Annotated in this window: 22 protein-coding genes; 10 read left to right on the forward strand and 12 right to left on the reverse strand. The window is 38.1% G+C overall.

Features of this window, described 5'->3' with window-relative positions:
* Nucleotides 1–9: 9 nt before the first annotated feature.
* Nucleotides 10–2,145, reverse strand: coding sequence for an alpha-galactosidase (locus AC0L6O_RS16040; RefSeq protein WP_473303759.1), 2,136 nt, complete (start codon nt 2,143–2,145; stop codon nt 10–12).
* A 100-nt stretch (nt 2,146–2,245) separates the two neighbouring features.
* On the opposite strand from AC0L6O_RS16040, the gene AC0L6O_RS16045 reads away from it, so the two are divergent.
* Nucleotides 2,246–2,485 carry a hypothetical protein gene (locus AC0L6O_RS16045; RefSeq protein ID WP_473303761.1) on the forward strand — a complete coding sequence of 80 codons (240 nt, stop codon included), beginning with the start codon at nt 2,246–2,248 and terminating at the stop codon, nt 2,483–2,485.
* 6 nt (nt 2,486–2,491) lie between these two features.
* Here the strand turns inward: AC0L6O_RS16045 and AC0L6O_RS16050 are convergent, their stop codons facing one another.
* The 3 genes from AC0L6O_RS16050 to AC0L6O_RS16060 all read right to left on the reverse strand — a co-directional run bounded on the left by AC0L6O_RS16050 (nt 2,492) and on the right by AC0L6O_RS16060 (nt 8,404).
* A complete protein-coding gene (locus AC0L6O_RS16050; protein WP_473303762.1) occupies nt 2,492–6,112 on the reverse strand; it encodes a PVC-type heme-binding CxxCH protein in 3,621 nt (1,206 codons plus the stop codon).
* A gap of 50 nt (nt 6,113–6,162) precedes the next feature.
* Complete coding sequence (locus AC0L6O_RS16055) at nt 6,163–7,281, reverse strand: Gfo/Idh/MocA family protein (RefSeq protein ID WP_473303764.1); 1,119 nt, start codon at nt 7,279–7,281, stop codon at nt 6,163–6,165.
* Between the two features lie 289 nt (nt 7,282–7,570).
* Nucleotides 7,571–8,404, reverse strand: a complete 834-nt coding sequence (locus AC0L6O_RS16060) for a sugar phosphate isomerase/epimerase family protein (protein WP_473303766.1) — start codon at nt 8,402–8,404, stop codon at nt 7,571–7,573.
* A 141-nt stretch (nt 8,405–8,545) separates the two neighbouring features.
* Here AC0L6O_RS16060 and AC0L6O_RS16065 point away from each other — a divergent pair, with 141 nt between their 5' ends.
* Together AC0L6O_RS16065 and AC0L6O_RS16070 are read left to right on the forward strand one after the other, a co-directional pair.
* Nucleotides 8,546–9,415, forward strand: coding sequence for an AraC family transcriptional regulator (locus AC0L6O_RS16065; RefSeq protein WP_473303768.1), 870 nt, complete (start codon nt 8,546–8,548; stop codon nt 9,413–9,415).
* A gap of 60 nt (nt 9,416–9,475) precedes the next feature.
* A complete protein-coding gene (locus AC0L6O_RS16070) occupies nt 9,476–10,462 on the forward strand; it encodes a Gfo/Idh/MocA family protein (protein ID WP_473303770.1) in 987 nt (328 codons plus the stop codon).
* Between the two features lie 45 nt (nt 10,463–10,507).
* Here AC0L6O_RS16070 and AC0L6O_RS16075 read toward each other — a convergent pair whose 3' ends face one another.
* Complete coding sequence (locus tag AC0L6O_RS16075) at nt 10,508–10,636, reverse strand: hypothetical protein (RefSeq protein WP_473303772.1); 129 nt, start codon at nt 10,634–10,636, stop codon at nt 10,508–10,510.
* Nucleotides 10,637–10,713: 77 nt separating this feature from the next.
* Nucleotides 10,714–12,153: an arginine decarboxylase gene (locus tag AC0L6O_RS16080; RefSeq protein WP_341224385.1), complete on the reverse strand. Its 1,440-nt coding sequence runs from the start codon at nt 12,151–12,153 to the stop codon at nt 10,714–10,716.
* Between the two features lie 154 nt (nt 12,154–12,307).
* Between AC0L6O_RS16080 and AC0L6O_RS16085 the strand changes: the two genes are divergently transcribed.
* Nucleotides 12,308–13,759 carry a UDP-N-acetylmuramate--L-alanine ligase gene (locus AC0L6O_RS16085; protein ID WP_473303774.1) on the forward strand — a complete coding sequence of 484 codons (1,452 nt, stop codon included), beginning with the start codon at nt 12,308–12,310 and terminating at the stop codon, nt 13,757–13,759.
* Between the two features lie 52 nt (nt 13,760–13,811).
* Entirely contained in the window at nt 13,812–14,339 is a 528-nt protein-coding gene (locus AC0L6O_RS16090; RefSeq protein ID WP_473303776.1) for an NADPH-dependent FMN reductase, read from the forward strand.
* 64 nt (nt 14,340–14,403) lie between these two features.
* Here the strand turns inward: AC0L6O_RS16090 and AC0L6O_RS16095 are convergent, their stop codons facing one another.
* Entirely contained in the window at nt 14,404–15,693 is a 1,290-nt protein-coding gene (locus AC0L6O_RS16095; protein WP_473303778.1) for a Gfo/Idh/MocA family protein, read from the reverse strand.
* 169 nt (nt 15,694–15,862) lie between these two features.
* On the opposite strand from AC0L6O_RS16095, the gene AC0L6O_RS16100 reads away from it, so the two are divergent.
* Both AC0L6O_RS16100 and AC0L6O_RS16105 read left to right on the forward strand, forming a co-directional pair.
* Complete coding sequence (locus AC0L6O_RS16100; protein ID WP_473303780.1) at nt 15,863–16,996, forward strand: MalY/PatB family protein; 1,134 nt, start codon at nt 15,863–15,865, stop codon at nt 16,994–16,996.
* Nucleotides 16,997–17,173: 177 nt separating this feature from the next.
* Nucleotides 17,174–18,124 carry an aldo/keto reductase gene (locus AC0L6O_RS16105; RefSeq protein WP_473303781.1) on the forward strand — a complete coding sequence of 317 codons (951 nt, stop codon included), beginning with the start codon at nt 17,174–17,176 and terminating at the stop codon, nt 18,122–18,124.
* A 76-nt stretch (nt 18,125–18,200) separates the two neighbouring features.
* On the opposite strand, the gene AC0L6O_RS16110 is transcribed toward AC0L6O_RS16105, so the two are convergent.
* From AC0L6O_RS16110 to AC0L6O_RS16125, 4 genes are all read right to left on the reverse strand, one after another.
* A complete protein-coding gene (locus AC0L6O_RS16110; protein WP_473303783.1) occupies nt 18,201–18,923 on the reverse strand; it encodes an SDR family oxidoreductase in 723 nt (240 codons plus the stop codon).
* A gap of 66 nt (nt 18,924–18,989) precedes the next feature.
* Entirely contained in the window at nt 18,990–19,565 is a 576-nt protein-coding gene (locus tag AC0L6O_RS16115) for a redoxin domain-containing protein (RefSeq protein ID WP_473303785.1), read from the reverse strand.
* Between the two features lie 53 nt (nt 19,566–19,618).
* Entirely contained in the window at nt 19,619–20,182 is a 564-nt protein-coding gene (locus AC0L6O_RS16120) for a TetR/AcrR family transcriptional regulator (RefSeq protein ID WP_473303787.1), read from the reverse strand.
* A gap of 578 nt (nt 20,183–20,760) precedes the next feature.
* Nucleotides 20,761–21,363, reverse strand: coding sequence for an REP-associated tyrosine transposase (locus AC0L6O_RS16125; RefSeq protein WP_473303789.1), 603 nt, complete (start codon nt 21,361–21,363; stop codon nt 20,761–20,763).
* A 191-nt stretch (nt 21,364–21,554) separates the two neighbouring features.
* On the opposite strand from AC0L6O_RS16125, the gene AC0L6O_RS16130 reads away from it, so the two are divergent.
* From AC0L6O_RS16130 to AC0L6O_RS16140, 3 genes are all read left to right on the forward strand, one after another.
* Nucleotides 21,555–22,484, forward strand: coding sequence for a hypothetical protein (locus AC0L6O_RS16130; protein WP_473303790.1), 930 nt, complete (start codon nt 21,555–21,557; stop codon nt 22,482–22,484).
* 41 nt (nt 22,485–22,525) lie between these two features.
* The gene (locus tag AC0L6O_RS16135; RefSeq protein ID WP_473303791.1) at nt 22,526–22,894 is read left to right on the forward strand and encodes a DUF2200 domain-containing protein; all 369 of its coding nucleotides are present in this window, start codon (nt 22,526–22,528) and stop codon (nt 22,892–22,894) included.
* 117 nt (nt 22,895–23,011) lie between these two features.
* Nucleotides 23,012–23,806, forward strand: coding sequence for an ion transporter (locus AC0L6O_RS16140; RefSeq protein WP_229201320.1), 795 nt, complete (start codon nt 23,012–23,014; stop codon nt 23,804–23,806).
* Between the two features lie 132 nt (nt 23,807–23,938).
* On the opposite strand, the gene AC0L6O_RS16145 is transcribed toward AC0L6O_RS16140, so the two are convergent.
* Nucleotides 23,939–24,517, reverse strand: a complete 579-nt coding sequence (locus AC0L6O_RS16145) for a hypothetical protein (protein WP_473303793.1) — start codon at nt 24,515–24,517, stop codon at nt 23,939–23,941.
* Between the last annotated feature and the right edge of the window lie 143 nt (nt 24,518–24,660).

Here is a 24,660-nt window from a genome sequence, read left to right on the forward strand (position 1 = left end):
ATGTTATACCTACTCTATCAACAGCCACACATAACCGTTCGCAGGAATGGTCACTTGATAGTCTATAGAGTAATCTCTATTAAGTGCGTGAAAAGTAGCCTCTCCCCCATTCAATCTCACCTTAGCATTATCTACTAATCCGGTATAATAAAGCGGAATATTAATATTTCTTTCTATGGCCGCTGGCAATGGATTATAAAGCATGACCAAACCCTTTTGGGTCAATTGTGAATTGACATGCATGATGCCATCCCAGTCTCTTCCATCAGCACGTCTGAGGTGAATAATATCTGAATTAAGTATCTCACGGTAGTTTTTATACCAAGCTATTGTTTCTTTCACCACCGCTTTGGTTTCTTCTGTATCATAAAGCCTTGGTCCTCTGTAACAAGCCTGAATGCCTGCACCATAATACTGCATCATGAGTTGTTTATAATCAGTTAAGTGCTCCGCCAAAGGTTCTAAAACAGCTTCCGGACCTCCGCCTTGGTATTTCGTCAATGGTACAAAACCCCAACCCATAGACGGCGTCTTTTCCCATGTACCATCATAGATGTTCTGACGGTTTAGAATCTTTTGTTGCTCTCTTGACAGTGAAAAATTCACTTCTCTATAACCCAAGGCTATTTTATGCGAACCATCTAAAAAATACCAATCTGGTGCATTTATATACACACCTCTAGCATTTAGCCATTGATAAAGTTCTTTTTGAAGTTCCATTTGTACCCACTGTGAATCATGCAAACCTTCATGCCCAGGATGCGAGGTACTGGCACAAACATCGCCAGGATAAGGGCCATCGTGCTCTAAAAGGTCAAAGCCCGTTTCTACAATAAACTTCTTAATATTAGCCAAATAATTTAGTCCCCACTCACTAGCTAAACATGGAGCATGACCAAACGTTGCCGCTGTATTTGGCAAACCCGTCACCGGGTCAATCACATCATTTTCATCATCAATACTTCTACTACTAAACAGCGAGTAACCGCCCAGTTTTATACCCTTGCTATGAGCATAATCTACCAGTTTTTTAAACTTGGCAATATTCTTTTCTGAAGCATCTTCCATGTTTAAGCCACTACCAAAACTCAGAATCACCATTTCGTAACCAGTAGCTTCACATTGGTCTATCACCTCACGTACCTTCTTATCATCTGTACTGATAAGGTGCATAAAAATTGGATTTTGATTCGTCCACGGAGCTATTGTTCGGTACATTTTCCTGACCGCTAAACCTTGACGCTCTTTATCATACGTATCATGCAAAAGCTCGTATGACCTAATAGAAGTATAGCTTTCCTGAGTTTTTAAGTCAATGCCTACCCCTAAACTAGGATATATTTCAGCTACACAGGGCGTAGTCAATGCATAATTCACCTGAGAAGTATAAGCCGAATCTACCTTCCAATGTGTGGCTTGATCGCTCAAACGATATTTCATGGCATTATTATAAGCGAAGTTGTTTTCTATGTAGAGTTTTTGCGGTGTTTTCATTTGCTCTGGCGTACCCACCACAGCAGACTCTTCTTCTACAGTGGCTAGTATTTCACTCACCACTTGGTCTATTTTGATAGACTTCTCACCCACATTTTCTATGGTCAGCCATTTAGAAATCAAAGGAATTCCATCATAAATAGCATAGTGAATAGCCACTTTAATATCTTTCAAATCACTCACAGGAGCGTCAAAATACAAGGTCAATTCTTTACCTGTGGCTTGGCTGTCGTCACTAGTCCAATTAGTACTTTTAGTAGCAAATGGCTTGCTGAGCTCGTCAATAGTATAAGAGACATACTGAAAATCCTTTTGACTTGATGAAAGTCCAGAAAGCCATTCTTCTAAGAAATAACCATGTTCTTTTTGACCATAAAGTCCACCTACATTATACGTTTTGCCATCTATTTCGATTCTAGCCTCTGGGCGTAAAGAACGTATGTATTCATCACCAGTTTTAAGATTTTTAAAACTCGTGGTTGACACATTTTTAGCCACATTAATGGTTCGTGACAGCAAACCGTTTCTTAAAACGATGTTATTCTTGCTGACTATAATTTCGGCCTTTTCTTCTATTGGGTTCACCAGCCAATCGACATCACTTTGAGCAATAGAAAAAACTGGTAAGAGGAGAAATAAGAGGTACTTCATTTTTAGTTTTGGGGTAATTTTGGGTGAACTTCCCCGTTTTTAGTTTGATTGAATAAGAACCAATTTACAATCAAAATCACACAACAGTACTCAGATTCTTATGAGAAATTTATTAGCCCTTGCAACTATCTTGTTTTTAAGCTCTTGCACAGACGACTTTAGCAAAGAAAAATATGATATATCCTTCTTTTTTGAGAATGAAACCAATGAAAACCTTAGCCTTTCTGTTTTTGAGACAAACAATACTAAATCATGGGAAGGCATTTTGATAGACCAACGTTATCAAAACAAAAAAGGCTGTCCCCTAATTAGGAAACAGCCTTTTTCAAATATGCTATGATGATACTTACTCCACTATCATCACTCCTTGCATCAGTCTCCAGTGACCTGGAAACGTACATATATAAGGATATTTACCTGGTTTAGAAGGTACTTTAAAAGTCATACTAAATGTTTCCTCCGGATTTACCAAAGGACTTGCAAATAGAACTTCTGGCATTTCTGGTACATAGTTTTTCTTCATGGCGTCGGTATCCATCATCATCTTATCAGCTGCTGCACCTACTTTATCCATAGTTCCAATATCTGTAATTACGATATTGTGCTGCATGGCATCTGGATTCACAAAAACTAATTCTACTGTTTCTCCAGCCTTAACCTTAAATTCTTTAAGGTCATATTTCATGGCTTCTTTTATAGCTTTGATGGTAATCACTTTTACGTTAGGATCTCTAACCACCACTTTCCATGCTTTTAGCACCTTGCTTAAATATGTATTTCCAACATCTGAAAGACCATTCAGATAAGCCTTATCTGCTTCACTGATTTCTACATCTTTAGCTCGGTAATCTATCCCTTGAGATATAGCCCTATAAATAGAGTTTCTTTCTGAGGTTCCAAACTCCTGAGCAGCCTTTATCAAACCAACTACCTCTGCTGGTGTAGAAACCGAAGTTTGAGACCTAATAGCTCTTTCAAGAACATAGACACTCAAATTTTGAGGCGGGCTAAAAGTTAATTTTGACGACTTATGATTATTAGAACCATCTTCTGCTTCTAATTCATTATACTTATCAATATCAACCTCCACATTATACTCCCCAGCTATGTCAGTGTTAAAAGCAATATTTCCTTTCCAAGGACCATTCAGATTTCCTGTAACAGAAACAGACTCTCCTGCTTTTAAACCTTCATTATAGTTCCTACTGGTTTGAACATTAAGAATATCGTTTCCTTGAAATCTTATTTCAAATGGGAGATAAACACCCGCTGGAAGCTCTTGGTCTCCTTGATTTTTAATTTCCACGGCTACCTCCACTCTTTCCTGAACAGCCGGATTAGATGGAGATATCTTAATATCTGTTACTACTAAATCTAAACCTTTTGTTTTGACCAATGCTTCGGCTGCTTTCTCCATCATTTTATGATGGTCATGATTCATGGTAGTTTTTTCTTTCTTAGAAACTTTAGCTTGATTAGCCATATGCACCTTCATCAATTTGCCATCATTAGCGGTTAACACTACTGCATACGCATCTGGTAACCATCTATCTTGAATATCTTCAGAAGAAGCAAGTTTGGCAAAGAATGCCTTCTCGGCTTTTGCATTTAGAGGTGATTTAGAAAACACCAAAAGTGAGTTTAAAACCACTAATGGCTCTTTATCATAAAGCAAACCTTTTGAAATAATTTGATCTACCGAAGTGGCTGTAAAAGGCATTACTTTCAGGGTATTCTTTCTAACCTCCGCATTGGGATGGTTTAAGCCTATTTCAATAACCGCCTGGTTAATGGCACCTAGCCCTTCTAAAGTCCAAAGAGCATGGATAGCCGTAGGGTTTAGCCCAATCTCATCCGTATCTGTACTTCTTAATAAGGCTACCAATTCTGGTACCACATCTTTTTCGCCACGCTCTACCAGAAGCCTTTGAGCCTGCATACGCCAAAACATATTGTCGTTTTTAAGAGCTGCCAAAAGTCCGGCTGGATTACTTTTAGAAAGACTTAAAGGTTTATACGCATCTGCTCCTTTATAAGACACACGGTAAATTCTACCATGCGTAAAGTCTCTCAAATCTGTTTCATAAGCATTTCCTTCTCCCATTTCAAAACCATCAGGTCTTGGGTTGTGCTGAATAATGTAGCTATACCAGTCTGCCACCCAAACAGCTCCGTCAGGGCCTGTAGAGGCGAATACTGGAGAGAACCATTCATCAGCACTAGCCATCAAGTTAAAGGCTTCCTTATCTGTAAAGTCAGTACCTTTTTTGACCATATTATTTTGATGAACAATATGCCCCGTTGGCTCCGTTACAAAGGCTATGTTATTCCAATATTTCTGTGGGAAAGCTCTAGCCGTATAAAAATTATGACCAGAAGCGGCTGTAAATCCACCAAAAACATCTACCTGACGCACTTTAGGCGTGATAGGCTTCATATCTCTATGCGTGTCGGTGCTTTTACTTCCGTTATTAACTCGATTGGGAGCATTGAAATATGAATGCGGAATGGCCATGTACCACCCGTGAGAGTTATTGGCGGTAGAACCAAAAACGTCGTTAGTTTCATTGAAAGCAAAGCCCCAAGTGTTATTTGAAGTAGTAGTCATCCACTCCATTGCAGAGCCATCAGCTTTAAACCTAAAAAAAGCTTTATCAAATTTCAATTCTTTGCCATCGGCCGTTTTTCCTTCATACCCTGAATAACCTACGCAGCCCCAAATCCAGTTGTCAAAACCATAATGTAGATTTGACGGACCTGCATGCGTGTCAAACGTACCAAAACCAGTGTAGATAGTTTTCTTAAAGTCGGCTTTGTCGTCACCATCAGTATCTTTCAAATAAATGATATCAGGAGCTTGTGTTACCACCAAACCACCGTTGGCGAAAACCATTCCCGTAGGAATACTCAAACCATCAGCGTAGCGGCTAAACTTATCTGCCTTGCCATCGCCATTGGTGTCTTCACACATTAAGATATAATCACTACCACCTTCAGGCTTACGCTCATTTGGATAATCCTTTGTGATTAACACAAAAAGTCTTCCTTTTTCATCCCAAGTCATAGCAATAGGATGCATTACATTTGGCTCTGCCGCAAACAATTCCAAATTGAAATCAACAGGCACTTGAATGTGCTTCATTGACTCTTCAGGACTTAATGGAAGCTGCTGTAGCTGAACACCCGGACGCTGCTCATAGTTTGGAAGCTTTGCTTCTCTATATTTAAATGGGGCAGCATTTCTAGCTTTAAAAGCCGCCAAAGCATCGTCATTGACACTCCAAAGAATACCGTTATAGATTAAATCTTGAAAGCCTTTTTTGCTCCAAGTTCTATCATCATGACCATAAGCGGTATAAAAAACTTTCCCTTTGCCATGTGTTCTAGTCCATGTATAAGGTTCTGTTTTTTCTCCTGGTTTGTCTTTCGCTTGGTCTGCTTTTATGTCTCTATTGGCTAATACATTAATATCAGCTCCTAAATGACTGTGCAGGTAAGTTTCATCATAAGCAGTAAAAGGACTTAGCCCTCTCATGATAGGATGATTAGGTTGCAAAGTATTGGTAGAAATAGAGTCCATGGTATGTCTCCAAAACTGACCACCTACTAACTTTACGTACTCCTCTGAGTTTCTGAAACAATAAGATGCACAGTGAATAGGCAAGAAACCTTTGCCAGAAGCCACAAAGTCTAATAGAGCCTTCTCTTGGTCTGGTGCAATCTCATCAATATTGGCATATATCATCAATGCATCAAATAGCTGAAGTGTTTTCGGGTTCAAATCCTTCACGTCATCTGTATAAGTGAAATTGATACCTTTTGGCCCTAAAGCTTCCATTAAACTTGGAATTCTTTCTATAGGCTTGTGGTGACCATTATCACCCAGAAAAAGTACTTCCAGCCTTCTACCGTCTTGAGCCAAGACGATATTTGAGACCAGTAAGAGTAAAACAATAATTTTCTTCATAGTATCCTTTATTTGTTCTGTTGCCTTTATATCAAAAGCAAAAGGGTTATTTAGTTAAAATCAGGTAAGTACATTTTTTCACCACCTTTCAATGCTGACTCGTGAGCCAAAATCCCTACAGAAGTCCAGTTGGCCGACTGAGCTGCATTCGGGAAAGGGTCTCTATCTTCTTTTAGAGCCGTCACAAATTCATGAGCCAAATGTGGATGTGAACCACCATGACCGCCACCTTGAGCAAAACTTAGGTGTTCGTTTTCTTCTACATCATAAACTCCTTTGGTCGTGAAGCTTCTAATTTCTTCTGGTAAAAGGTGAGCGTAATCTGGCACTCTTACTTTTGAAGGAATTTCTGGCTCTGGCAATTTTGCTGTATGCAATACATGCTCTTCGTCTTCTATCAATGACCACTCAAAAGACTTCTTAGAACCATACACTTCAAAACTCTCTCTATACTGACGAGCCACATCAAAAAGAGAACGATAAACATGAGCACTTAAGTCAGAATCTTTGAATTTGATATGAGCCGACTCTACTGCAAATGGTGAATTATGAATATCAGCCAGTTCTTTTCTGATAGTTCCTGAACCGAAACAAGAAACATACTCCGCTTCTAATTTCATTAAACCTGTAACAGGACCTACACAGTGCGTGGCATAATGCATAGGAGGTAAACCTGGCCAGTAGTCAGGCCATCCGTCCATGTCTTGCTGATGCGTGGCTTTCAGAAACTGAACTTTTCCTAGTTCGCCTTTTTCATATAGCTCTTTCACATAAAGAAACTCACGAGCATAAACCACGGTTTCCATCATCATGTACTTCTTGCCTGTTTCTTTACAAGCATCCACTATTTTCATGCAATCTTCTAATGAAGTGGCCATAGGAACGGTACAAGCTACATCTTTACCTGCGTACAAAGCTTTTAAAGTTTGCTCTGCGTGATTTGGAATAGGAGAGTTAATATGAACTGCATCTATTTCCGGGTCTTTCAATAATTCGTCGTAATCAGAATATCTTTTCTCTATTCCAAAAGCGTCACCGATAGCATTCAACTTTTCTTTATTTCTCTGACAAATAGCGAACATGTTGGCATCTGGGTGACGCTGATATATTGGAATAAATTCGGCACCAAAGCCTAGACCTACAATTGCGATGTTTATTTGTTTACTCATATTATTTTGCTTTGAGCTGTTGGCTTATCGCCAACAGCGTTTTTAAATTTCTTTTTCTTTCTTGTTGGAGTGTTCTCGTTCCATGTGGGACTGTTCTCGACTTCGCTCGAACTGACAAGGAGGGTACTTCGCTCGCACTGACAGTAGGTTAATCGACAACGGTTTCATTTTACTCCAAACTATTTTTTACCTCTAATTCACTCGTCTTATTCAAATGTCAGTTCGAGCGAAGACGAGAACCTCAATTCAATCTGTACTGAAGCATTTTATCATTGAATCACTCTCTAAGCTACCTCGTCAAAACCTTCAAATACTTAAAGCTGTCTCTGGTCAATTGCTCTTCTGATTCAAACATCTTTCTCCAAATGTTGGCGGCCACTAGTTTTTGGCTGAAAGCCTCCACACTTATCACGCCTTGGTAATCAATTTCTTTCAAAGTGCTTATTACTTCTTCAAAATTGACATGACCATGACCAAGTGTTCCTCTATCGTTTTCTGACAACTGTACGTGAACTAAATGCTCTCCCATTTTCCTGATGGCATCTGGTAATCTTTTTTCTTCAATGTTTGCATGAAAAGTATCAAACATGAGCTTACAGGAAGGATGATTAACTCTCCCCATAAGCTCCACAAGTTCATCTGTACAGGAGACCAAATAGCTCTCAAATCTGTTCAGATATTCTAAGCCCAAAGTAATATTATACTTTTGAGCATGTTCAGATAAGTCGTGAAGTACCTCAGCACCCCATTTTTTTTCTTCTTCTGTGGCTGGTTCACCAGTGAAAACACCTAAAGCCGAATGTATAGGGCCTATCAAAAGCTCCGCACCTAATACATCTGCACAGTCTAGTACTCCTTTATTAAAATCTAATGCTTTTTTTCTTTTAAACTCACTAGGGTCAATAGAGTTATGAGCAGGACCATTGATGGTTTCCGCTACTACACTTAATCCTAACTCATCCAATTTCTTTCTCCAAACCTCCCACTTTTTAGGATTCAAGTCCATAATGGGAATCTCAACCGTATCATACCCCGTTTCCTTTATCAACTCCAGAATAGGGAACATGGCATCTGTCATATCCAATCCCCAGAGTAAGAGATTAATTCCTAGTTTATTAGTCATCTTCCTGTACACATTTTTATTTTACAATATTATCAAGGAATATAACAATTAACCACCTATAAATTTACCAAAGATGACTGTATATTAACCTAAATAATTAACTTAGACTTTCTTTATGGCAAAATACAAGAAATAGAATAGGTGAGAACTCCTTTAGAAAAAAACATTGACAGTCCTTTAAGCTCCATTACCGTTCTGGATTTAAGGGAACCGTTCTTTGACCCCAACTGGCATTTTCACCCTCACTACCAATTATTTACAGTTTTAGAAGGTGAAGGCACTCGCTTAATTGGCGACAGCATACAGCAATTTGAAAAAGGAGATACCGTTTTACTTGGTCCTGACTTGCCACACCTTTGGCGAAACGACAAAAGCTATTTTGAACCAAACTCAGAATTATCTACCAGAGGAATAGTAGTTTATTTCACCCAAGAGTTTTTAGACAACACGCTGAGCAGCTTGCCAGAGTCTATAAAACTGAATAAGCTTTTAAATGATAGTTACCGAGGAATAGAGTTTACCGGAAAATCTAGAGTCAAAATAAAAGATGAACTTATAAGTCTTTCGCAATCCGATGGCTTTGATGCCATTTTGATTTTACTGTCTTTACTAAATACTTTATCTAAAAGCTCCGACACCTCTTTTATAGCTAGTTTGGGGTATACCAATACCCACAAAAAATCTGAAACCGAACGGATGCATAATGTGTACGATTATGCCATGAAGCATTTTAAAGAAGCTATAAAACTAGAAGACGTAGCCAACCTAGCAAACATGACCGTTCCTGCGTTTTGCAGGTATTTTAAAAAGCGGTCTAATAAAACCTTCTCCGATTTTATCTCTGAAATTAGAATAGGCAACGCTTGCAAAATGCTAGAAAATGATAAACACAATGTGGCAGAAGTATGCTACGAAAGTGGATTTAATACCTTATCAAACTTCAACAAGAAGTTTAAAGAAGTAACAGGCAAGACGCCAAGTCAGTTTAAAAGAGAATTAGTTGGCAAATAAATTTGGGACTATTTTCTATATACTAACTTGCAGAAAATTCAACCTAAAAAAAGACACAAAATGATAAAGTGGGGCATTATAGGCGTAGGCGATGTATGTGAAAAGAAAAGTGGACCAGCTTTTCAAAAAGCTGAAGGTTCAGAATTAGTAGCCGTTATGCGACGTACAGGAGCCAAAGCAAAAGACTTTGCCGAAAGACATGGCGTACCAAAATGGTATGATGATGCTGAAAAACTGATAAATGATCCCGAAATAAATGCTATTTATGTAGCCACACCACCAAATGGTCATGCACCTTATGCCGCCATGGCCGCTGCTGCCGGAAAACCGGTTTACGTAGAAAAGCCAATGGCAAGAAATCATGCAGAGTGCCTTAGCATGATAGAGACGTGTGAAAAGGCAGGCGTACCTCTTTTTGTGGCTTATTACAGAAGAGCCTTGCCTAACTTCTTAAAAATTAAGGAACTTGTAGACTCTGGAAGCATCGGCGATGTTCGTTTTGTGGATGTGAAAGTTCATAAATCATTGGAACCAGACATTGTTGGACAATCTGACAATCATGAGAATTGGCGTACCAATCCAGAAATAGCAGGTGCAGGGTATTTTTACGATTTAGCCTCACACCAGTTAGACTATTTAGATTTTCTTCTCGGCCCTATCACTAAAGCCTCTGGAATCGCTAAAAACTTTGGAGGAATATACCAGGCAGAAGATACTACTTTAGGCACCTTTGCCTTTGAAAATGGAGCTATGGGGATGGGAAGCTGGTGTTTTGCCACTTCTGAAAACTCAGAATTAGAAAGAACAACCATTTATGGCTCTAAGGGGCGTATTGAGTTTCCTTTCTTTGAAGGAACAAACGTAGACTTATTTATTGATGGAGAAGCCAAACAAAGCTTCAGTTTTGAAATGCCCGAGCATATTCAACAACCACTGATACAAGGTATAGTGAACCAATTAAATAATAAAGGAAAAAGTGTTTCTACGGGAACGTCTGCTGCCAGAACAAACTGGGTACTAGAGCAAATCAGTAATAGAATAGATTAAAAACAGAAACGCCAAGTAGGAGTCAATAATGGGAATTATTGATTCCTATACATTAACTGCCTCCACTTCAGCAGTAGGCTGCTCTGCCTGACCATAAGCCGGGCATTGCTTTTTAACGCATGAAGAGAATATGTATGTTCCTATTATTAAAAAAGCAAATAATCTTAATTTCATCTTGTTTTTAAGTCTTTTCTAAGCATTCTTACAAAAAACGAACCATAAGCTTAGATATTTGATTTTGGCGTAGCAATTTACGATTTCTCAAGCTTTTCTGCCTTGCCTCTTTCGGTTCTGTATCCTAAAATTTTCATCATAGACTCCGAGTCTTGTTCTTCTGCAAATAGCTCCGTAGTCAGGTTTCCTTCTTCGTCTAGATTAACCAAAACGTGTTTGGTAGAAGGTATTAAACAATGCTGAATACCGCCATAACCACCTAGTGACTCTTGGTAAGCCCCCGTGTGGAAAAAGCCAATATACTGCTCTTCGTTATCCTCATTAAACATAGGCATATACAGGTCTTCTGAGTGAGCCTCTGTATTATAGTAATCTGCTGAGTCACAGGTTAGTCCACCTAAATTCACTTTGGTATACGGTGCATCCCAATTATTGACCGGAAGCATAATATATTTTTGACCAATACCCCATGAATCTGGCAATTGCGTAATGAATGAACCATCAATCATGTACCAAAACTCACGGTCGTTTTGCTGTTTGATGTCAATCACTTTATAAATAGTAGCTCCGCTCTCCCCTACGGTGTAACTTCCAAACTCCGTAAAGATATTTGGAACAGGAACATCATTTTTATTACAAATCCACTGAATATTTTCAATGATTTCATCAATCATAGATTGATAATCATAATTAAACACCACGGAGGTCTGTATAGGTAATCCTCCTCCAATATCAATACTGTCTAACTCTGGACAAATTTTCTTCATCTCGCAGTATTTAAACATGAAACGAGTTAGCTCAGACCAATAGTAGGCCGTATCTTTTATACCAGAGTTTATGAAGAAGTGAAGCATTTTAAGCTTGAAACGCGGGTCTGGCTTTATTTTTTCCAAATAAAGTTCGTCCACATCTTTATAGCGAATACCTAAACGGGAAGTATAAAAAGCAAAATTTGGCTCTTCGTCTGTAGCTATTCTTATCCCTATTTGAACCTCTTTTGCTTTATCAGCATGTTCTAAATAATGGTCTATCTCATCTAGATTATCTAAAACAGGTATCAGGTTTTTGTAACCATCATTCAGCATTTCAGAGATATACTCTAAATACTGTGGTCTCTTATGCCCATTACAAATAATGTAGTTGTTTTTTGAAATTTTACCTTCTTTTTCTAAAGCCTGAATAATAGGCATATCAAAAGCCGATGAAGTCTCTAAGTGAATATTATTTTTTAAAGCTTCCTCCAGAACAAACTTGAAATGACTGGATTTGGTACAATAACAGTAGGTATATGACCCAGAGTAATTGTACTTTTTCATAGCATTTTTGAAAATAAGCCTAGCATTTTCAATATGTTCCGAAATCTTAGGTAAGTAGGTCAGTTTTAGCGGTGTACCGTATTTCTCAATGATATCCATCAAGGGTACATTATTAAAAAGAAGGGTGTTATCCACATCAACCCCAAACTCTCTTGTTGGAAATTCAAAAGTCTGCTGAATTAAATCAATGTATCTTTTCATTCTAAGCTATTCGACCTACAGTATTGTAAAATTTTAATTCCAGAAAGGGCTGGACCCGCAAAACCTTGTGCAAATGTGATATAAAATTCACAAATTGCAATTTAATTCTATAGCAAAATCATAATTTGTTAATAACAGAGCCAAACTCTTTTCAATGTCAAAAACGATAAAAAACATCCACTTTATAGCTGTTGGCGGAGCTATCATGCATAACCTCGCTTTAGCATTACTTCAGAAAGGTTACAACGTAACTGGCTCAGATGATGAAATTTACGACCCTGCGAAGTCAAGATTAGAAAAAGCTGGGATACTTCCAAAAAAGATAGGTTGGAACACCGATAATATTAAAGAAGACCTTGATGCAGTTATTTTAGGAATGCACGCTAGAAAGGATAATCCAGAACTAAAGAAGGCTCAAGAGTTAGGTCTTAAAGTGTATTCTTTCCCAGAATATGTTTTTGAACAAACAAAAAACAAACAACGTATTGCAATAGCTGGAAGTCATGGTAAAACTTCTATCACCAGTATCATATTGCATGTATTAAAATATTACAACAGGAACTTTGATTACCTAGTAGGAGCCCAAATTGAAGGCTTTGACCTGATGGTTAAACTAACCGATGATGCTCCTGTAATTATTTTAGAGGCAGACGAATACCTATCATCTGCTTTAGAAATGAAATCAAAGTTTCTTTTCTATCATCCTCATATTACCTTGATTTCTGGTATTGCTTGGGACCATTTCAATGTTTTCCCTAAGTTTGAAGACTACGTCAAGGCTTTTGAACAACTAGCCGATGGTATGCCAAAAGCTAGTACTTTACTTTGGGATGAAACTGATGATATTGCAAACATCATTGGTAAGCAAGTTAGACCTGATGTAAATCAAATAGCATACAATGCTCACCCATATGAGGTCAAAAATGGTAAAACCACGCTTAAAACTAAGAATGGCCCGATTCCTCTGAAAATATTTGGGGAGCATAACATGAAAAACCTTCAAGGGGCTAAAGAGATTTTAGAGAAAATAGCCATTACCGAAGAGATGTTTTATGAAGCTATTCAAAGCTTTAGCGGTGCGGCCAAGCGACTAGAAAAGCTAGGTGAAAATAAGAATACAATCATTTATAGAGACTTTGCTCACGCACCCTCTAAAGTAGGAGCTACTACAGATGCTGGCAAAGAGCTTTACCCTGAGCGAAAGCTTATTGCTTGTTATGAATTACATACTTATAGTAGTTTAAGTAAAGAGTTTTTACCGCATTATGCTGAGAAATTAAATGCTGCCGACGAGGCGGTTGTGTTCTATAGTCCTCACACGGTAGAAATGAAAAAGATGCCACCTATTTCTCCTGAAGAAATTAAAGCAGCCTTTGGCAGAGAAGACTTACATATTTTTACCACCACAGAGGAACTTGATACTTATCTTAAAGGTATAAACTGGTACCAGTCAAACCTTCTATTAATGTCTTCAGGGACTTTTGGAGGAACCGACTTACCTAAACTTAGTGAGGCTATTCTGAAATTACCAGTCAAAAAAGAAGAGCGTGCGAATGCTCCAAAGAAGAAATCTTGGAAAGGGATTTTTAAGAAGAAGGATAAATAGGGAATCAATATATTCTTGGCTTAGTTTTTTACTTAATAAAACACACATTGAAGTGAGTAAGCCAAGAATTTTAGTATTGTCAGGAAGCCTAAAAAAGGACTCTAGTAATAATCGTTTATTAGCTTTTATTGCTGAAAAGTTTCATGCAGAAGCCCGGTTCATAGACCATATCAACCTAGCGGACTTACCTCATTTCAATCCTGAAATTGACGAAAACCATGCTTCGGAAATTGTCAAAACTTTAAGAACGGAGATTGATTCTGCTGATGCAATTCTAATCTCAACCCCGGAATATGTTTTCAGTATGCCAGCAGTTCTTAAAAATGCTTTAGAATGGTGTGTTTCTACTGAAGTATTTACTGATAAACCGGTTGGAATTATTGTGGGAGCTGCTTCTGGTCAAAAAGCTATGGAACAGTTGGTACTAGTTTTAGGCACTATTCAGTGCAAACTGAACTCTGAAACGCAGTTGGTAATTTCTGGAATTAAGGGGAAGATGAATCCTGCAATGAGTGGAGAATTTCAAAAGGAATTAGATGTTTTTATGGACTCTTTTTTACTTCAAATAGAACACAGATAAACAAGCCTGCCGGGCTGGGATTGGACACGGATTTCATTTCTTCCGTGTCCAGCTTATCAATATTTTAACTCGGATAAACCCACTCCCCTCTATAATCACGGGTAAGAAGCTTATTGGCTTCTGCATCACCTTTCACCATATCTTTTTCATGGTCCCAGATGATACTTCTGCCCAAATCATTTGACAGCATTCCTAAGAGCGACATGTTGGTGGCCTGACGTCCATGTTCTATATCGGCATGAGGTAGCTCTCCTGTTTTAATCGAGTTTAAGAAATCAGCCCACACTAATTTGATATTTTGACCGTCTGGAGAATCTAGTTGTGGGTCTTCATGAATGGTTGTGGCATTTTTACCATGAGGATAAAATGTCCAGCCACCATGCCAGCCCATATGGAATGTACCCTCCGTTCCGTGGAAATAGGCACCTACGTTTTCCCCTTTTTGTACAGGTCTGGTGTTATTTATGCTGTGTTCCCAGAAACAAATAAAGTCTTCAAATTCGTAGGTTACCAATTGATTTTCAGGAACTGTCTGAATATTATCATGTATCTTCTTGGTACTGGTTGAGAATATTTTCTTTGGAGCCTTTTCTTCCGTCCACCAAAGAATTTGGTCAAACCAATGCGGTGCCCAGTCTCCTAAAGTACCGTTGGCAAACTCTCTTTGACGTCGCCACGCTTTCGGATGAATACCTGAGTGATAATCTATTAATTTGGCTGGCCCACAGTACATATCCCAGTCCATATCTGCAGGTTTAGCCTCACTAGGTTTCTGAGTGCCTCCACCGCCCGAATAATTCACAAAAGCACGTACTTCCTGAATTCTACCTACTTTACCTGATTTCAAGAATTCCATCCCGCTGACATTATGCGGCGAATACCTTCTATGAAAATCTACAATACAGATTCTATTATTGGCTCTAGCAGCTTTTTGAATGGCTGTACCTTCTTTTACTGTATGGCCTATCGGCTTTTCAAGAAATACATGACAGCCATTATTTAAAGCATGAATTGCTATTAAAGCATGCCAATGGTCTGGCGTAGCATTGATAACCAAGTCTGGCTTGGCATTTTTTATACAATCCCTAAAGTCTTTAAACTTCTTTGGTTTATATTTACACCAAGTATTTAACTCCTTTGCACAGCTGTCAATTTGAGCTTCATGTACATCGCACAGAGCTACCACTTCCACTACCCCACTCGCCACAGCTTCTCTAAGAATATTAGTACCCCACCAGCCACAGCCTATCAGTGCCACACGATATTTAGCGGCATTGGCATAGGTAATAAATGGTCTTGAAAGTATTCCGGCTGACGCCAATGCAGAAGTTTTAAGAAATGTTTTACGGTTCATTATGGTTGAGTTTTATCCCATAAAAATAGCTTTATTTAGTACACTAAGAAGCATAAAATAGACCAAAACGGTAATTGCAACAGCTTGTTACGCTATTCAATATTATGCACCTTTAGAGCGAACTTTTCTTAAGCGATAATCATTTAATTCATAAACAAATTGTTCTTCTATGCCATTCAATTTCGACAAGCCAACTAACAGAAAAAATACAGGAAGTATCAAATGGGATAAATTCTCAGATGACATTTTACCGCTATGGATAGCCGACATGGATTTTGAAAGTCCTTTGGAAGTGAAAGAAGCTCTGCAAAAAATAGTAGACCACCAGATTTATGGTTACGCCATGGCTCCTGACGAGCTTTATGAGGTCATTATTGACAGACTAGCCACCAAGCATAACTGGAAAATAGAAAAAGATTGGATAGTATTATTGCCCGGTTTGGTACCTGGCTTGCATGCTTCTGCACGTATTTTTAATGATGCCGCCACAGAAATCATGACTTCCACTCCTGTTTACTATCATTTGAGTTTAGCAGGTAAAACCGTTGGTTTAAAAACTGCCGAAGTTCCTTTTGTTTGGCAAAACGACCGATGGGAAATGGATTTTCAAGAAATGGAAAATCAGGTAAACGCTAATACCAAAATGTATATGCTTTGCAATCCTCATAATCCTAACGGAAGAGTATTTGACAAAGCTGAATTAACAGCCTTAACTACCTTTTGCGAAAAGCATGATTTGATATTAGTTTCTGATGAGATTCATTGCGATTTGGTTATTGACAGCAATGCAAAACACATTTCTGTGGCTTCTTTAGATACGCGAACAGAGCAGAACAGTGTAACACTTTTGGCTCCTAGCAAAACCTTTAACATCGCTGGTTTGGGTGGATCAATGGCCATAATCCCAAATCCTGAAATACGTAAGAAGTTTCAAAATGTAACTTTCGGAATACAGCCGCATGCAAACGCATTTATGGCTCAAACTATGTTAGCTGCTTATAAAGATGGCGAACCATGGAGAAAAGAACTGGTTTCTTATCTTAAAGCAAATCATGATTATTTAATGGAGGAAATCAACAAAATTCCTTCTTTAAGTATGACACCATGCGAGGCCACTTACCTAGCCTGGATAAAATGCGACAGAGAAGATATACCAAATCTGGAAGATTATCTTATCAAATACGGACTTGGTGTTTCTGGAGCACATCAGTTTAAAGGAAAAGGCTACTTTAGATTAAATTTTGGAACGCAGCGTGCAAATTTAGAAGTGGCAGTGGAGCGGTTGAAGAAAGCCTTTGCTTAGATGTTCGATATTAGATATTTGTTGTTAGATATTCGTTCTTTTTACTCGATATCTGATATTTGATATTAGGTACTGATTCTACGATATTAGCCCCCTGATTTTAAATTTGTCTTTTTTTACATATACTAAAAAAGCTAATAGCTAAGTGTTCAAAGCTAATGGCCAATAAAACAAAAAATGAAATACTTAGAATTCTCAAATAAAGATAAAATGCCCGCTCTGGGTTTAGGAACATGGAAATCTGCTCCTGGAGATGTTTATAAGGCAGTTAGAACTGCAATCAAGCTTGGGTATACCCACTTTGACTGTGCCTATGTTTATGGCAACGAAAAAGAAATTGGCGAAGCTTTCACCGACGCTTTTGCTGCTGGCGATGTCAAAAGAGAAGACCTTTGGATTACTTCAAAACTGTGGAACAATAACCATAGACTGGAGCAAGTAGAGCCTGCTTTAAAAGTTACCTTGGCCAATTTACAGCTTGATTATTTAGACCTTTACCTTATCCACTGGCCAGTGGTTTTAAAAGATACAGCCATGTATCCAGAAACTGCGGCCGACATGGTGAGTCTTTCGGTTACTCCCCTAGATGAAACTTGGAAAGGTATGATAGCCATAAAAGAAAGTGGTCTAGCAAAACACATAGGTGTATCTAATTTTAGCCCAAGTAAAATAGATGACTTAATAGCTAAAACTGGGGTAACACCAGAAGCTAATCAAGTGGAAATGCATCTTTTCTTGCAGCAAAACGAGCTTAAAAGCTACTGTGACGCCAAGAACATCATTATGACTGCGTATGCTCCGCTAGGTTCTGCAGACAGACCTGCCATAAGAATAGCGGCCGACGAGCCTAAGCTTTTCGAAAACGAAACGGTTAAGAATATAGCGAAAGAAAAAGGCTGCTCAGCAGCACAAGTGATGCTATCATGGGCTGTGGTGCGAGGTACCACGGTTATACCTAAATCTGTAAACGAATCTCGTTTGGCTGAAAATCTAGCAGCTGCGGATATAGAGCTTTCAGATACTCAAATGAAAGCCTTAAACAATTTAAATAAAGACTTCCGATTTATTAAAGGAGATTTTTGGTGCATGGAAGGCTCAGATTATACGTTTGAAAATCTTTGGGGATAAAATCCTTTTCATTGATAAAGTAAAAGCGGCAATTCTGATAAATTGCCGCTTTTCTTGTAATAAAATAATGCTAGCCTTAAGCCATGACCACATTATCAGAAAACGATTGGTAAGCTCCCTCAAATTGTTTCGCCATTTCGTCTGGAAATAAATGGAATTCGCCCGCTTTTAGTGAGTTCACTATACCTTCTGAAACCACCGAAGCATCTGCCGCTTCAGTGAAACCCGCTGCTGCTCCCATGTCTGTAGCAATAGGGCCTGGGTGCACACTTAAAACGCTCACACCTTTCTCTCCTAACTTCACTCTCAAACCTTGTGTTAAAGAATAAGAAGCCGCTTTTGAAGCAGAATAAGTAGATAAATCTGGGAAGTTTTTAATAGACGCCACAGAATTTAACTGTACCAAAGCACCTTTATGACTTTCTAAGGTTGCTGCGAATGCATTAGCTACACGTAGCAAACCAAATACGTTTACGTCCAACTCTTGTGTCAATGCCTCTTCCGCATTATTGCTTAATGGTGAAGCTAATTTTGCTATTCCTGCATTGTTCACCACAATGTCCACATCTTTTGCTGCCTCGGCCAATGCATTTATAGAAGCTTGATTGGTCAAATCTGCCTGAAGTGTTACCACTTTGTCGCCATATTTTTCTTCTAAAGCTTTTGTAGAATTAACGTCACGTACTGCCAAATACACTTTCTTGGCTCCGTGATTTAAAAATGACTCCGTAATAGCTTTCCCAATTCCACGATTTGCTCCTGTGATTAAGGCTACTTTATTTTCGATAGTAATACTCATAATTTGTTGTTATTAAAACTTACTAAGCGTTTGCTTAGATTTGGTGTAAAAAAATATAAAAGAAGTTTAGGCGTACGCCAAAACTTGAGATTCTGTTTTCGCTATTGTCAATAAATGTTCCACAGCTACGTGGTCACCATAATGCTCAGCATAATGTGCCATCACAATTTCCCCTTCAGGGTTTACTAAAAATTCAGCAGGTAACAAGGCCTTATCAACATTCGATTCTTCGTCTTTTAGTTTTGATTTCTGTTTCATTACATCCACCATCAGTTTTGGATGAAGAAGCAATTTGAACATCGAACTTTTAGAGGATTTAGTAACGCCATATTGCTCAAAAATAACCTTCTGCTCATCAGACACTAAAGGAAAAGGCGTGGTGGCATGCTCTCCTACTTTCAGCATACTCTCGGCACTGGAAGGCCAAATACTGATAATATCAATATCATTTTCGCCAAACTCGTCATACCTGCTAATTAGCTCATTGGTTCTTAAAACACAAAACGGGCAAGCCGCAAAACGATGAAAAGATATCAAAGTCCATTTGTTTGCATGAAAAGGTGTCACCTTATGATTTCGAATATCTTTGGTGGCAAATACAGGAGCCTTATCCCCTACTTTTAATCTTAAATTATTATCCATAATGCTATATATTAATTACTAAGCAAACGCTTAGTTTTAGTTCAAAAAAAATGTCAAAGATTACTAAAAGTGGTTTCTATGAAGTCTTCTAACTGCTCTTGTGAATAAACCCTAGAAGCCTGTGACAAGCCTTGCAGACAAATCATTAAAAAGTTCGCCTGTCTTTCTACATCGGCTTCACTTCTTCCTACTTCTTGAGCCAAATTCACCTTAAAAAGCTCCTTAAGACTATTTGAAAACTTCATTAACTCATCTGCGATTACAGAATCTTTTTTGTCACAAGTCTCACCCATGGCTTTGGCTATCATACAGCCTTTATTTAAATCATTGTCGCCAGAGAAACCTTGAAAATCGTAAAAGTATTCTTTGATGCCAACAATGCCATTTTGGGAAGCCTTAAGCTTATCTGTAATACAAGCTAATTTTTTCTTATAGTACTTCACACTCTCTAAAAAGACCCCTTGCTTATTGCCAAAGCTAGCATAAATAGAAAACTGGTTTATACCCATTTCTTTCTCGAGCATGCGTACAGAAGTAGCCTCATAGCCGTTTTTCCAAAAAACAGCCATCGCCTTTTCTATTACCTCTTCTTCACAATATGCCTTTTGTCTTCCCATTGCACTGCAAAACTAAGCAAGTGCTTTGAAATAAAAAAGTTTTGACGAATATTGTTATAATATTACTCACCGAAGCTTCCAGCTTCGGTGCGGCGATATCAAACCTCTGGTTAGAACACGAGTTCTACTATTTCCGAAAACCTCTAAATCAAAAAGTTCTTTAGATTTAATCCATCTATGTCAGCCAGAGGCTGATTAACACTCCTACGAAGCTAAAAGCTTCGCAGAGCACTATTCGCTCACCGAAGCTTCCAGCTTCGGTGAAGTGATATCAAACCTCTGGTTTGAACACTAGGTCTGTTGTTTTCGAAAACCTAAATCAATAAGTTCTTTGGATTTAATACATATATGTCAGCCAGAGGCTGATTAACACTCCTACGAAGCTGTAAGCTTCGCAGAACACTCTTCGCTCTCCGAAGCTTCCAGCTTCGGTGCGGTGGTATCAAACCTCTGGTTTGAACACTAGTTCTGTTATTTCCGAAAACCTAAATCAAAAAGCTCTTTGGATTTAATACATCTATATCAGCCAGAAGCTGATTAACACTCTTTCGAAGCTGCAAGCTTCGCAGAGCACTTTATTACCATTCGTCAATTTCAAAGTTGAAACGCTCCTTTCTCAAAACATCTATTATTGGATTTGAAGGTAATTCGAATTCTATTAGTCCCTCACCTCCCACATAATTCGCTGCACTTGAATACAAATAGTCTGAAGCCTTATTTACGATACCTGCTCTTACGGGATTCATATGAATATAATTCAGTTTTGTCCATAAAAACTTCTCACTAGATACTTCTTCTGGATGATTCCCATATCTCCAAAACTGATATTTAGAATTTCTGGAATTACTTTGAGCGGCGAATTCAAACCTTTTTAGCATCCAATCTGCCCTACTTTCACCTCCTGACTCAATTTCCTCTAGAATCTGCTTCGCAACAAAGCTTTTAAAGTCCTTTATCAAATTCGATAAGTTTCCATCATTAGACTGAATAATCATGTGAATATGATTACTCATAATAACATAGCCATATATCTCCATGCCCTTATTTTTCTGACAAAACTTTAGGCTTTCTATAACAATGTCACGACACGATTTTCTAGTAAAAACATCAACCCAGTCCACCACTGTAAATGTCAAAAAATGCGGTGCACTTTGATTTCTTATTTGATAACCTTCGCTCATATTGGATTTAGTCTATTGACAATTAACGATTTATTAAAAATAGAAATATTTTCAGTAATATCAGCACTTGGAGAAAGCCACTCGATGTCAGCCAGAGGCTGAAAACACTCCTACGAAGCTGCAAGCTTCGCAGAGCACAATTTTCAAACCTCTCAAAAAACAATTAGCTTTAAAGAAACAATCGATAGCTCATGCCCAAAACATTGAAATTCATACAAGTCGCTATAAACCTTTGCCTATTCATCTGTTTATTATCAAAACCCATATCAGGCTTTGCCCAAGAAGTAAAAAACGTACCAGACGCTTTTGCTCATATAAGCGTTACCCCTAAAGTATTTGTCTTAAGCAATGACATTGACGTCCCTACCAAGAATGGACACTTTCAAGGAGTACAAGTGATTAATTCAAATGGACGTGATAAACTTTTAATATCTGGTAGTTCTTCTTCTTTAGCTTATGTTTTACAAGCCGACTTAGCCACACAAAAGACCGAAAAGCTTATCGCTCTCATGGACGAGCCATTTAGACATGCTGGCGGCATTCAAGTAAGTGGCGACTATTTAGCTGTAGGAATTGAAGATAATATTATTAAAACCCGCTCGAAGGTTCGTCTTTACAACTACCACAACGATAATCTTGCAAAGGCTCTTCCTAATTTAAATATTGATAGAGAGGGTGAAGCAGAAAAGCAAACCTCAGGAGCAGTAGGCTTACTAGTACTAAACAGCAATTATCTTATTGTAGTAAGTAATTGGGATAGCCGTATTTGGGACTTTTACGCTATTAATCCAGAAAAGCAAGAACAAGAAATATTACATTCCTTCACCGCCCCAGATAATTGGGCAGGCTATCAGTCTATCCATCTTCTTAGAGACGAAAACGCCATTTACGCAATTGGATTTTACAGCAAAGAACACATTAGCTACGCCGACTTAATACTTATCAGCGATAGAGAAACTTATGACCCGATAATGAAGAAAGTAGCCAGCAAAGCTTTTAATACTACGAATGGCGTTGATTTTGGTTCCGCAGCTGGTGTACAAGTGGACAAAGAAGGAAACCTACACATTTGGGGTACGCAAAATAAAGCGTCCAAGGGAATTGCTGTTAATAAATTTTAAATTAGCTAACAGAAACTCGTCCCATATTAATAAACTTAATTATGCCTAATACAACTCCTGCTCATGACGAAAAAATAGCCGTTTTAACATTCGCGTCTGTTTATCCGCATTATATTACTAAAGTGGAAAAGAAAGGTAGATCCCTAACAGAACTGCACGAGGTAATTGAATGGCTCACTGGTTTTAATGAGCAAAAACTAGAAGAACTCATTGACGAAAAAGTAACCTTTGAAACGTTCTTTAAAAGAGCAAAACTTAACCCAAATGCTCCACTGATTAAAGGGATGATATGTGGCTACCGAATTGAGGATATTGAGACACCCTTAACCCAACAAGTCAGATATTTAGACAAACTGGTAGATGAATTAGCAAAAGGCAGAAAGATGGACAAGATTCTTCGCACATCGTAAATCTTTTAGTTATCGTAAAAAAGTTATGTTTGGTCGCCGAAAATGGCTCACAAAATCCCTATACTTGTATCTCTTAAACAATGAATTTTGACGCTACGAAAACGAACTTATGATATTTTGGAAATTAAGTTCCAGCGAAAGCGTGGATTGAGCTTTATTGTAAACATTGCCCTTTCGGTTCTTATATTCCTTAATACCGTGGCCATTATCCTAAATACTGTGCCTAGTATTGGTAATCAATTTCGTCGGTTCTTCTTAGATTTTGAGTTATTCTCTGTATCAATCTTTTCCATTGAGTATATTCTTAGAGTTTGGTCTAGTGTAGAAAAGGCCGAATACAGACATCCATTTTGGGGAAGAATTAAGTTTATTTTTTCTCCTTGGGGAATCATTGACTTTCTAGCCATTTTTCCATTCTACTTTTCATTTTTCAGGACAGACCTAGGCTTTGTTAAGATACTCCGCCTCCTTCGAATCTTTAGACTTTTTAGGGTGAGCAGATACTTTCATGCCTTACGAGTTATTCAAAACGTATTAAGAGATAAAAAAGAGGAACTCTTACTTAGTGTTTCCTTTATCATTTTTCTCCTCTTGATTTCCTCAAGCTTGGCTTTTTACATAGAGCAAGAGGCCCAACCTGAAGCCTTCTCTTCTATACCAGCGTCACTTTGGTGGGGTGTCAATGCCATGACTACCGTAGGTTACGGTGATATGCATCCAATAACGCCATTAGGGAAAGTTTTAGGCGGCTTAATGGCTATTTTAGGCGTTTCTATTTTTGCTCTTCCTACAGGTATTTTGGCAAGTGGGTTCGCCGAACAAATTCGTGGTAAACGACGAAGCAATGAAAAAGTGCACTGCCCCATTTGCGAGCATGATTTCTATTTAGCAGAAAGCCACAAGCATAAATAAATAGGTGAGATTTATCTCTTCTACATCAATTTTTGAATGCTGTAGTTCAGTTTAACAAATTCCAACAAGCTCTATAAGGTTTTACTTAAAGTCCATTAGAGTTTCTAGCATAACAGCAAATAGGATTTTAAATTAATTTTTCAGTTTACGCTCCAACCTTTTCTTCGTTCTATAAAAAGAACCCCAATCCCATTCTGAGTCAAATCCATTCCAAAATACCCTCACTTTCACACTACCAAAACGGTAAATCAAGAAAGTCATATCATCATATGTGAAATACATATTGTTGTTATCTGAATCAGCTGCCAGATATTTCGATTCTTTGTCTATATAACTATCTAATTTTGAAAGAATTTCTAAGGCTTTCTCATCCGGAAGGTTTTTAAAAGCATAGGCTTGATAAGCAACACCTAACTTAGTCCATTGGTCCCCATAAAACCCTAAAACAAGTCCGCTTAGATTCTTTTCATCACATCCATAAACCAAAGAAGTCAATTCACCAGAAGTCGAAGCGGCTAAAGGGTCAATAGAAAATTTCACTAAACTTCCCCCACCGCCAATAACCTTTTCCATTACAAACTCTTTAGCCTTATAAAGAGCCACATCTTTACTATACTCTTTAGCAAAGTAAAAGCCACCATCGCTAACTGAAACTTGAGAAAAAGAAACTGTTGAAATCATTAAGCCTAATACTAGTATTTTGACATTCATATGCTGTTTTAATTTATACCAAGTAATAATAAGTCCATAAATGAATATAATTTGTAAAACCTGTAAAAAAGACACAGCAATATTTCCAGTTTTGAGCTTTAGTTCTTCTAACCTTTGTCAAAGTTTAAAAACCTGAAATCTAA

The sequence above is a fragment of the Arcticibacterium sp. GJ41-1 genome, assembly GCF_055808875.1.

What these genes read in the sequence shown, in the direction of transcription:
- AC0L6O_RS16125 (WP_473303789.1), bottom strand. Translation starts at nt 21,363, where the DNA reads ATGAGCGAAGGTTATCAAATAAGAAATCAAAGTGCACCGCATTTTTTG.
- AC0L6O_RS16100 (WP_473303780.1), top strand. Translation starts at nt 15,863, where the DNA reads ATGCCATTCAATTTCGACAAGCCAACTAACAGAAAAAATACAGGAAGT.
- AC0L6O_RS16080 (WP_341224385.1), bottom strand. Translation starts at nt 12,153, where the DNA reads ATGAAAAGATACATTGATTTAATTCAGCAGACTTTTGAATTTCCAACA.
- AC0L6O_RS16040 (WP_473303759.1), bottom strand. Translation starts at nt 2,145, where the DNA reads ATGAAGTACCTCTTATTTCTCCTCTTACCAGTTTTTTCTATTGCTCAA.
- AC0L6O_RS16130 (WP_473303790.1), top strand. Translation starts at nt 21,555, where the DNA reads ATGCCCAAAACATTGAAATTCATACAAGTCGCTATAAACCTTTGCCTA.
- AC0L6O_RS16050 (WP_473303762.1), bottom strand. Translation starts at nt 6,112, where the DNA reads ATGAAGAAAATTATTGTTTTACTCTTACTGGTCTCAAATATCGTCTTG.
- AC0L6O_RS16120 (WP_473303787.1), bottom strand. Translation starts at nt 20,182, where the DNA reads ATGGGAAGACAAAAGGCATATTGTGAAGAAGAGGTAATAGAAAAGGCG.
- AC0L6O_RS16045 (WP_473303761.1), top strand. Translation starts at nt 2,246, where the DNA reads ATGAGAAATTTATTAGCCCTTGCAACTATCTTGTTTTTAAGCTCTTGC.
- AC0L6O_RS16085 (WP_473303774.1), top strand. Translation starts at nt 12,308, where the DNA reads ATGTCAAAAACGATAAAAAACATCCACTTTATAGCTGTTGGCGGAGCT.
- AC0L6O_RS16095 (WP_473303778.1), bottom strand. Translation starts at nt 15,693, where the DNA reads ATGAACCGTAAAACATTTCTTAAAACTTCTGCATTGGCGTCAGCCGGA.
- AC0L6O_RS16145 (WP_473303793.1), bottom strand. Translation starts at nt 24,517, where the DNA reads ATGAATGTCAAAATACTAGTATTAGGCTTAATGATTTCAACAGTTTCT.
- AC0L6O_RS16115 (WP_473303785.1), bottom strand. Translation starts at nt 19,565, where the DNA reads ATGGATAATAATTTAAGATTAAAAGTAGGGGATAAGGCTCCTGTATTT.
- AC0L6O_RS16055 (WP_473303764.1), bottom strand. Translation starts at nt 7,281, where the DNA reads ATGAGTAAACAAATAAACATCGCAATTGTAGGTCTAGGCTTTGGTGCC.
- AC0L6O_RS16060 (WP_473303766.1), bottom strand. Translation starts at nt 8,404, where the DNA reads ATGACTAATAAACTAGGAATTAATCTCTTACTCTGGGGATTGGATATG.
- AC0L6O_RS16135 (WP_473303791.1), top strand. Translation starts at nt 22,526, where the DNA reads ATGCCTAATACAACTCCTGCTCATGACGAAAAAATAGCCGTTTTAACA.
- AC0L6O_RS16105 (WP_473303781.1), top strand. Translation starts at nt 17,174, where the DNA reads ATGAAATACTTAGAATTCTCAAATAAAGATAAAATGCCCGCTCTGGGT.
- AC0L6O_RS16075 (WP_473303772.1), bottom strand. Translation starts at nt 10,636, where the DNA reads ATGAAATTAAGATTATTTGCTTTTTTAATAATAGGAACATACATATTC.
- AC0L6O_RS16070 (WP_473303770.1), top strand. Translation starts at nt 9,476, where the DNA reads ATGATAAAGTGGGGCATTATAGGCGTAGGCGATGTATGTGAAAAGAAA.
- AC0L6O_RS16110 (WP_473303783.1), bottom strand. Translation starts at nt 18,923, where the DNA reads ATGAGTATTACTATCGAAAATAAAGTAGCCTTAATCACAGGAGCAAAT.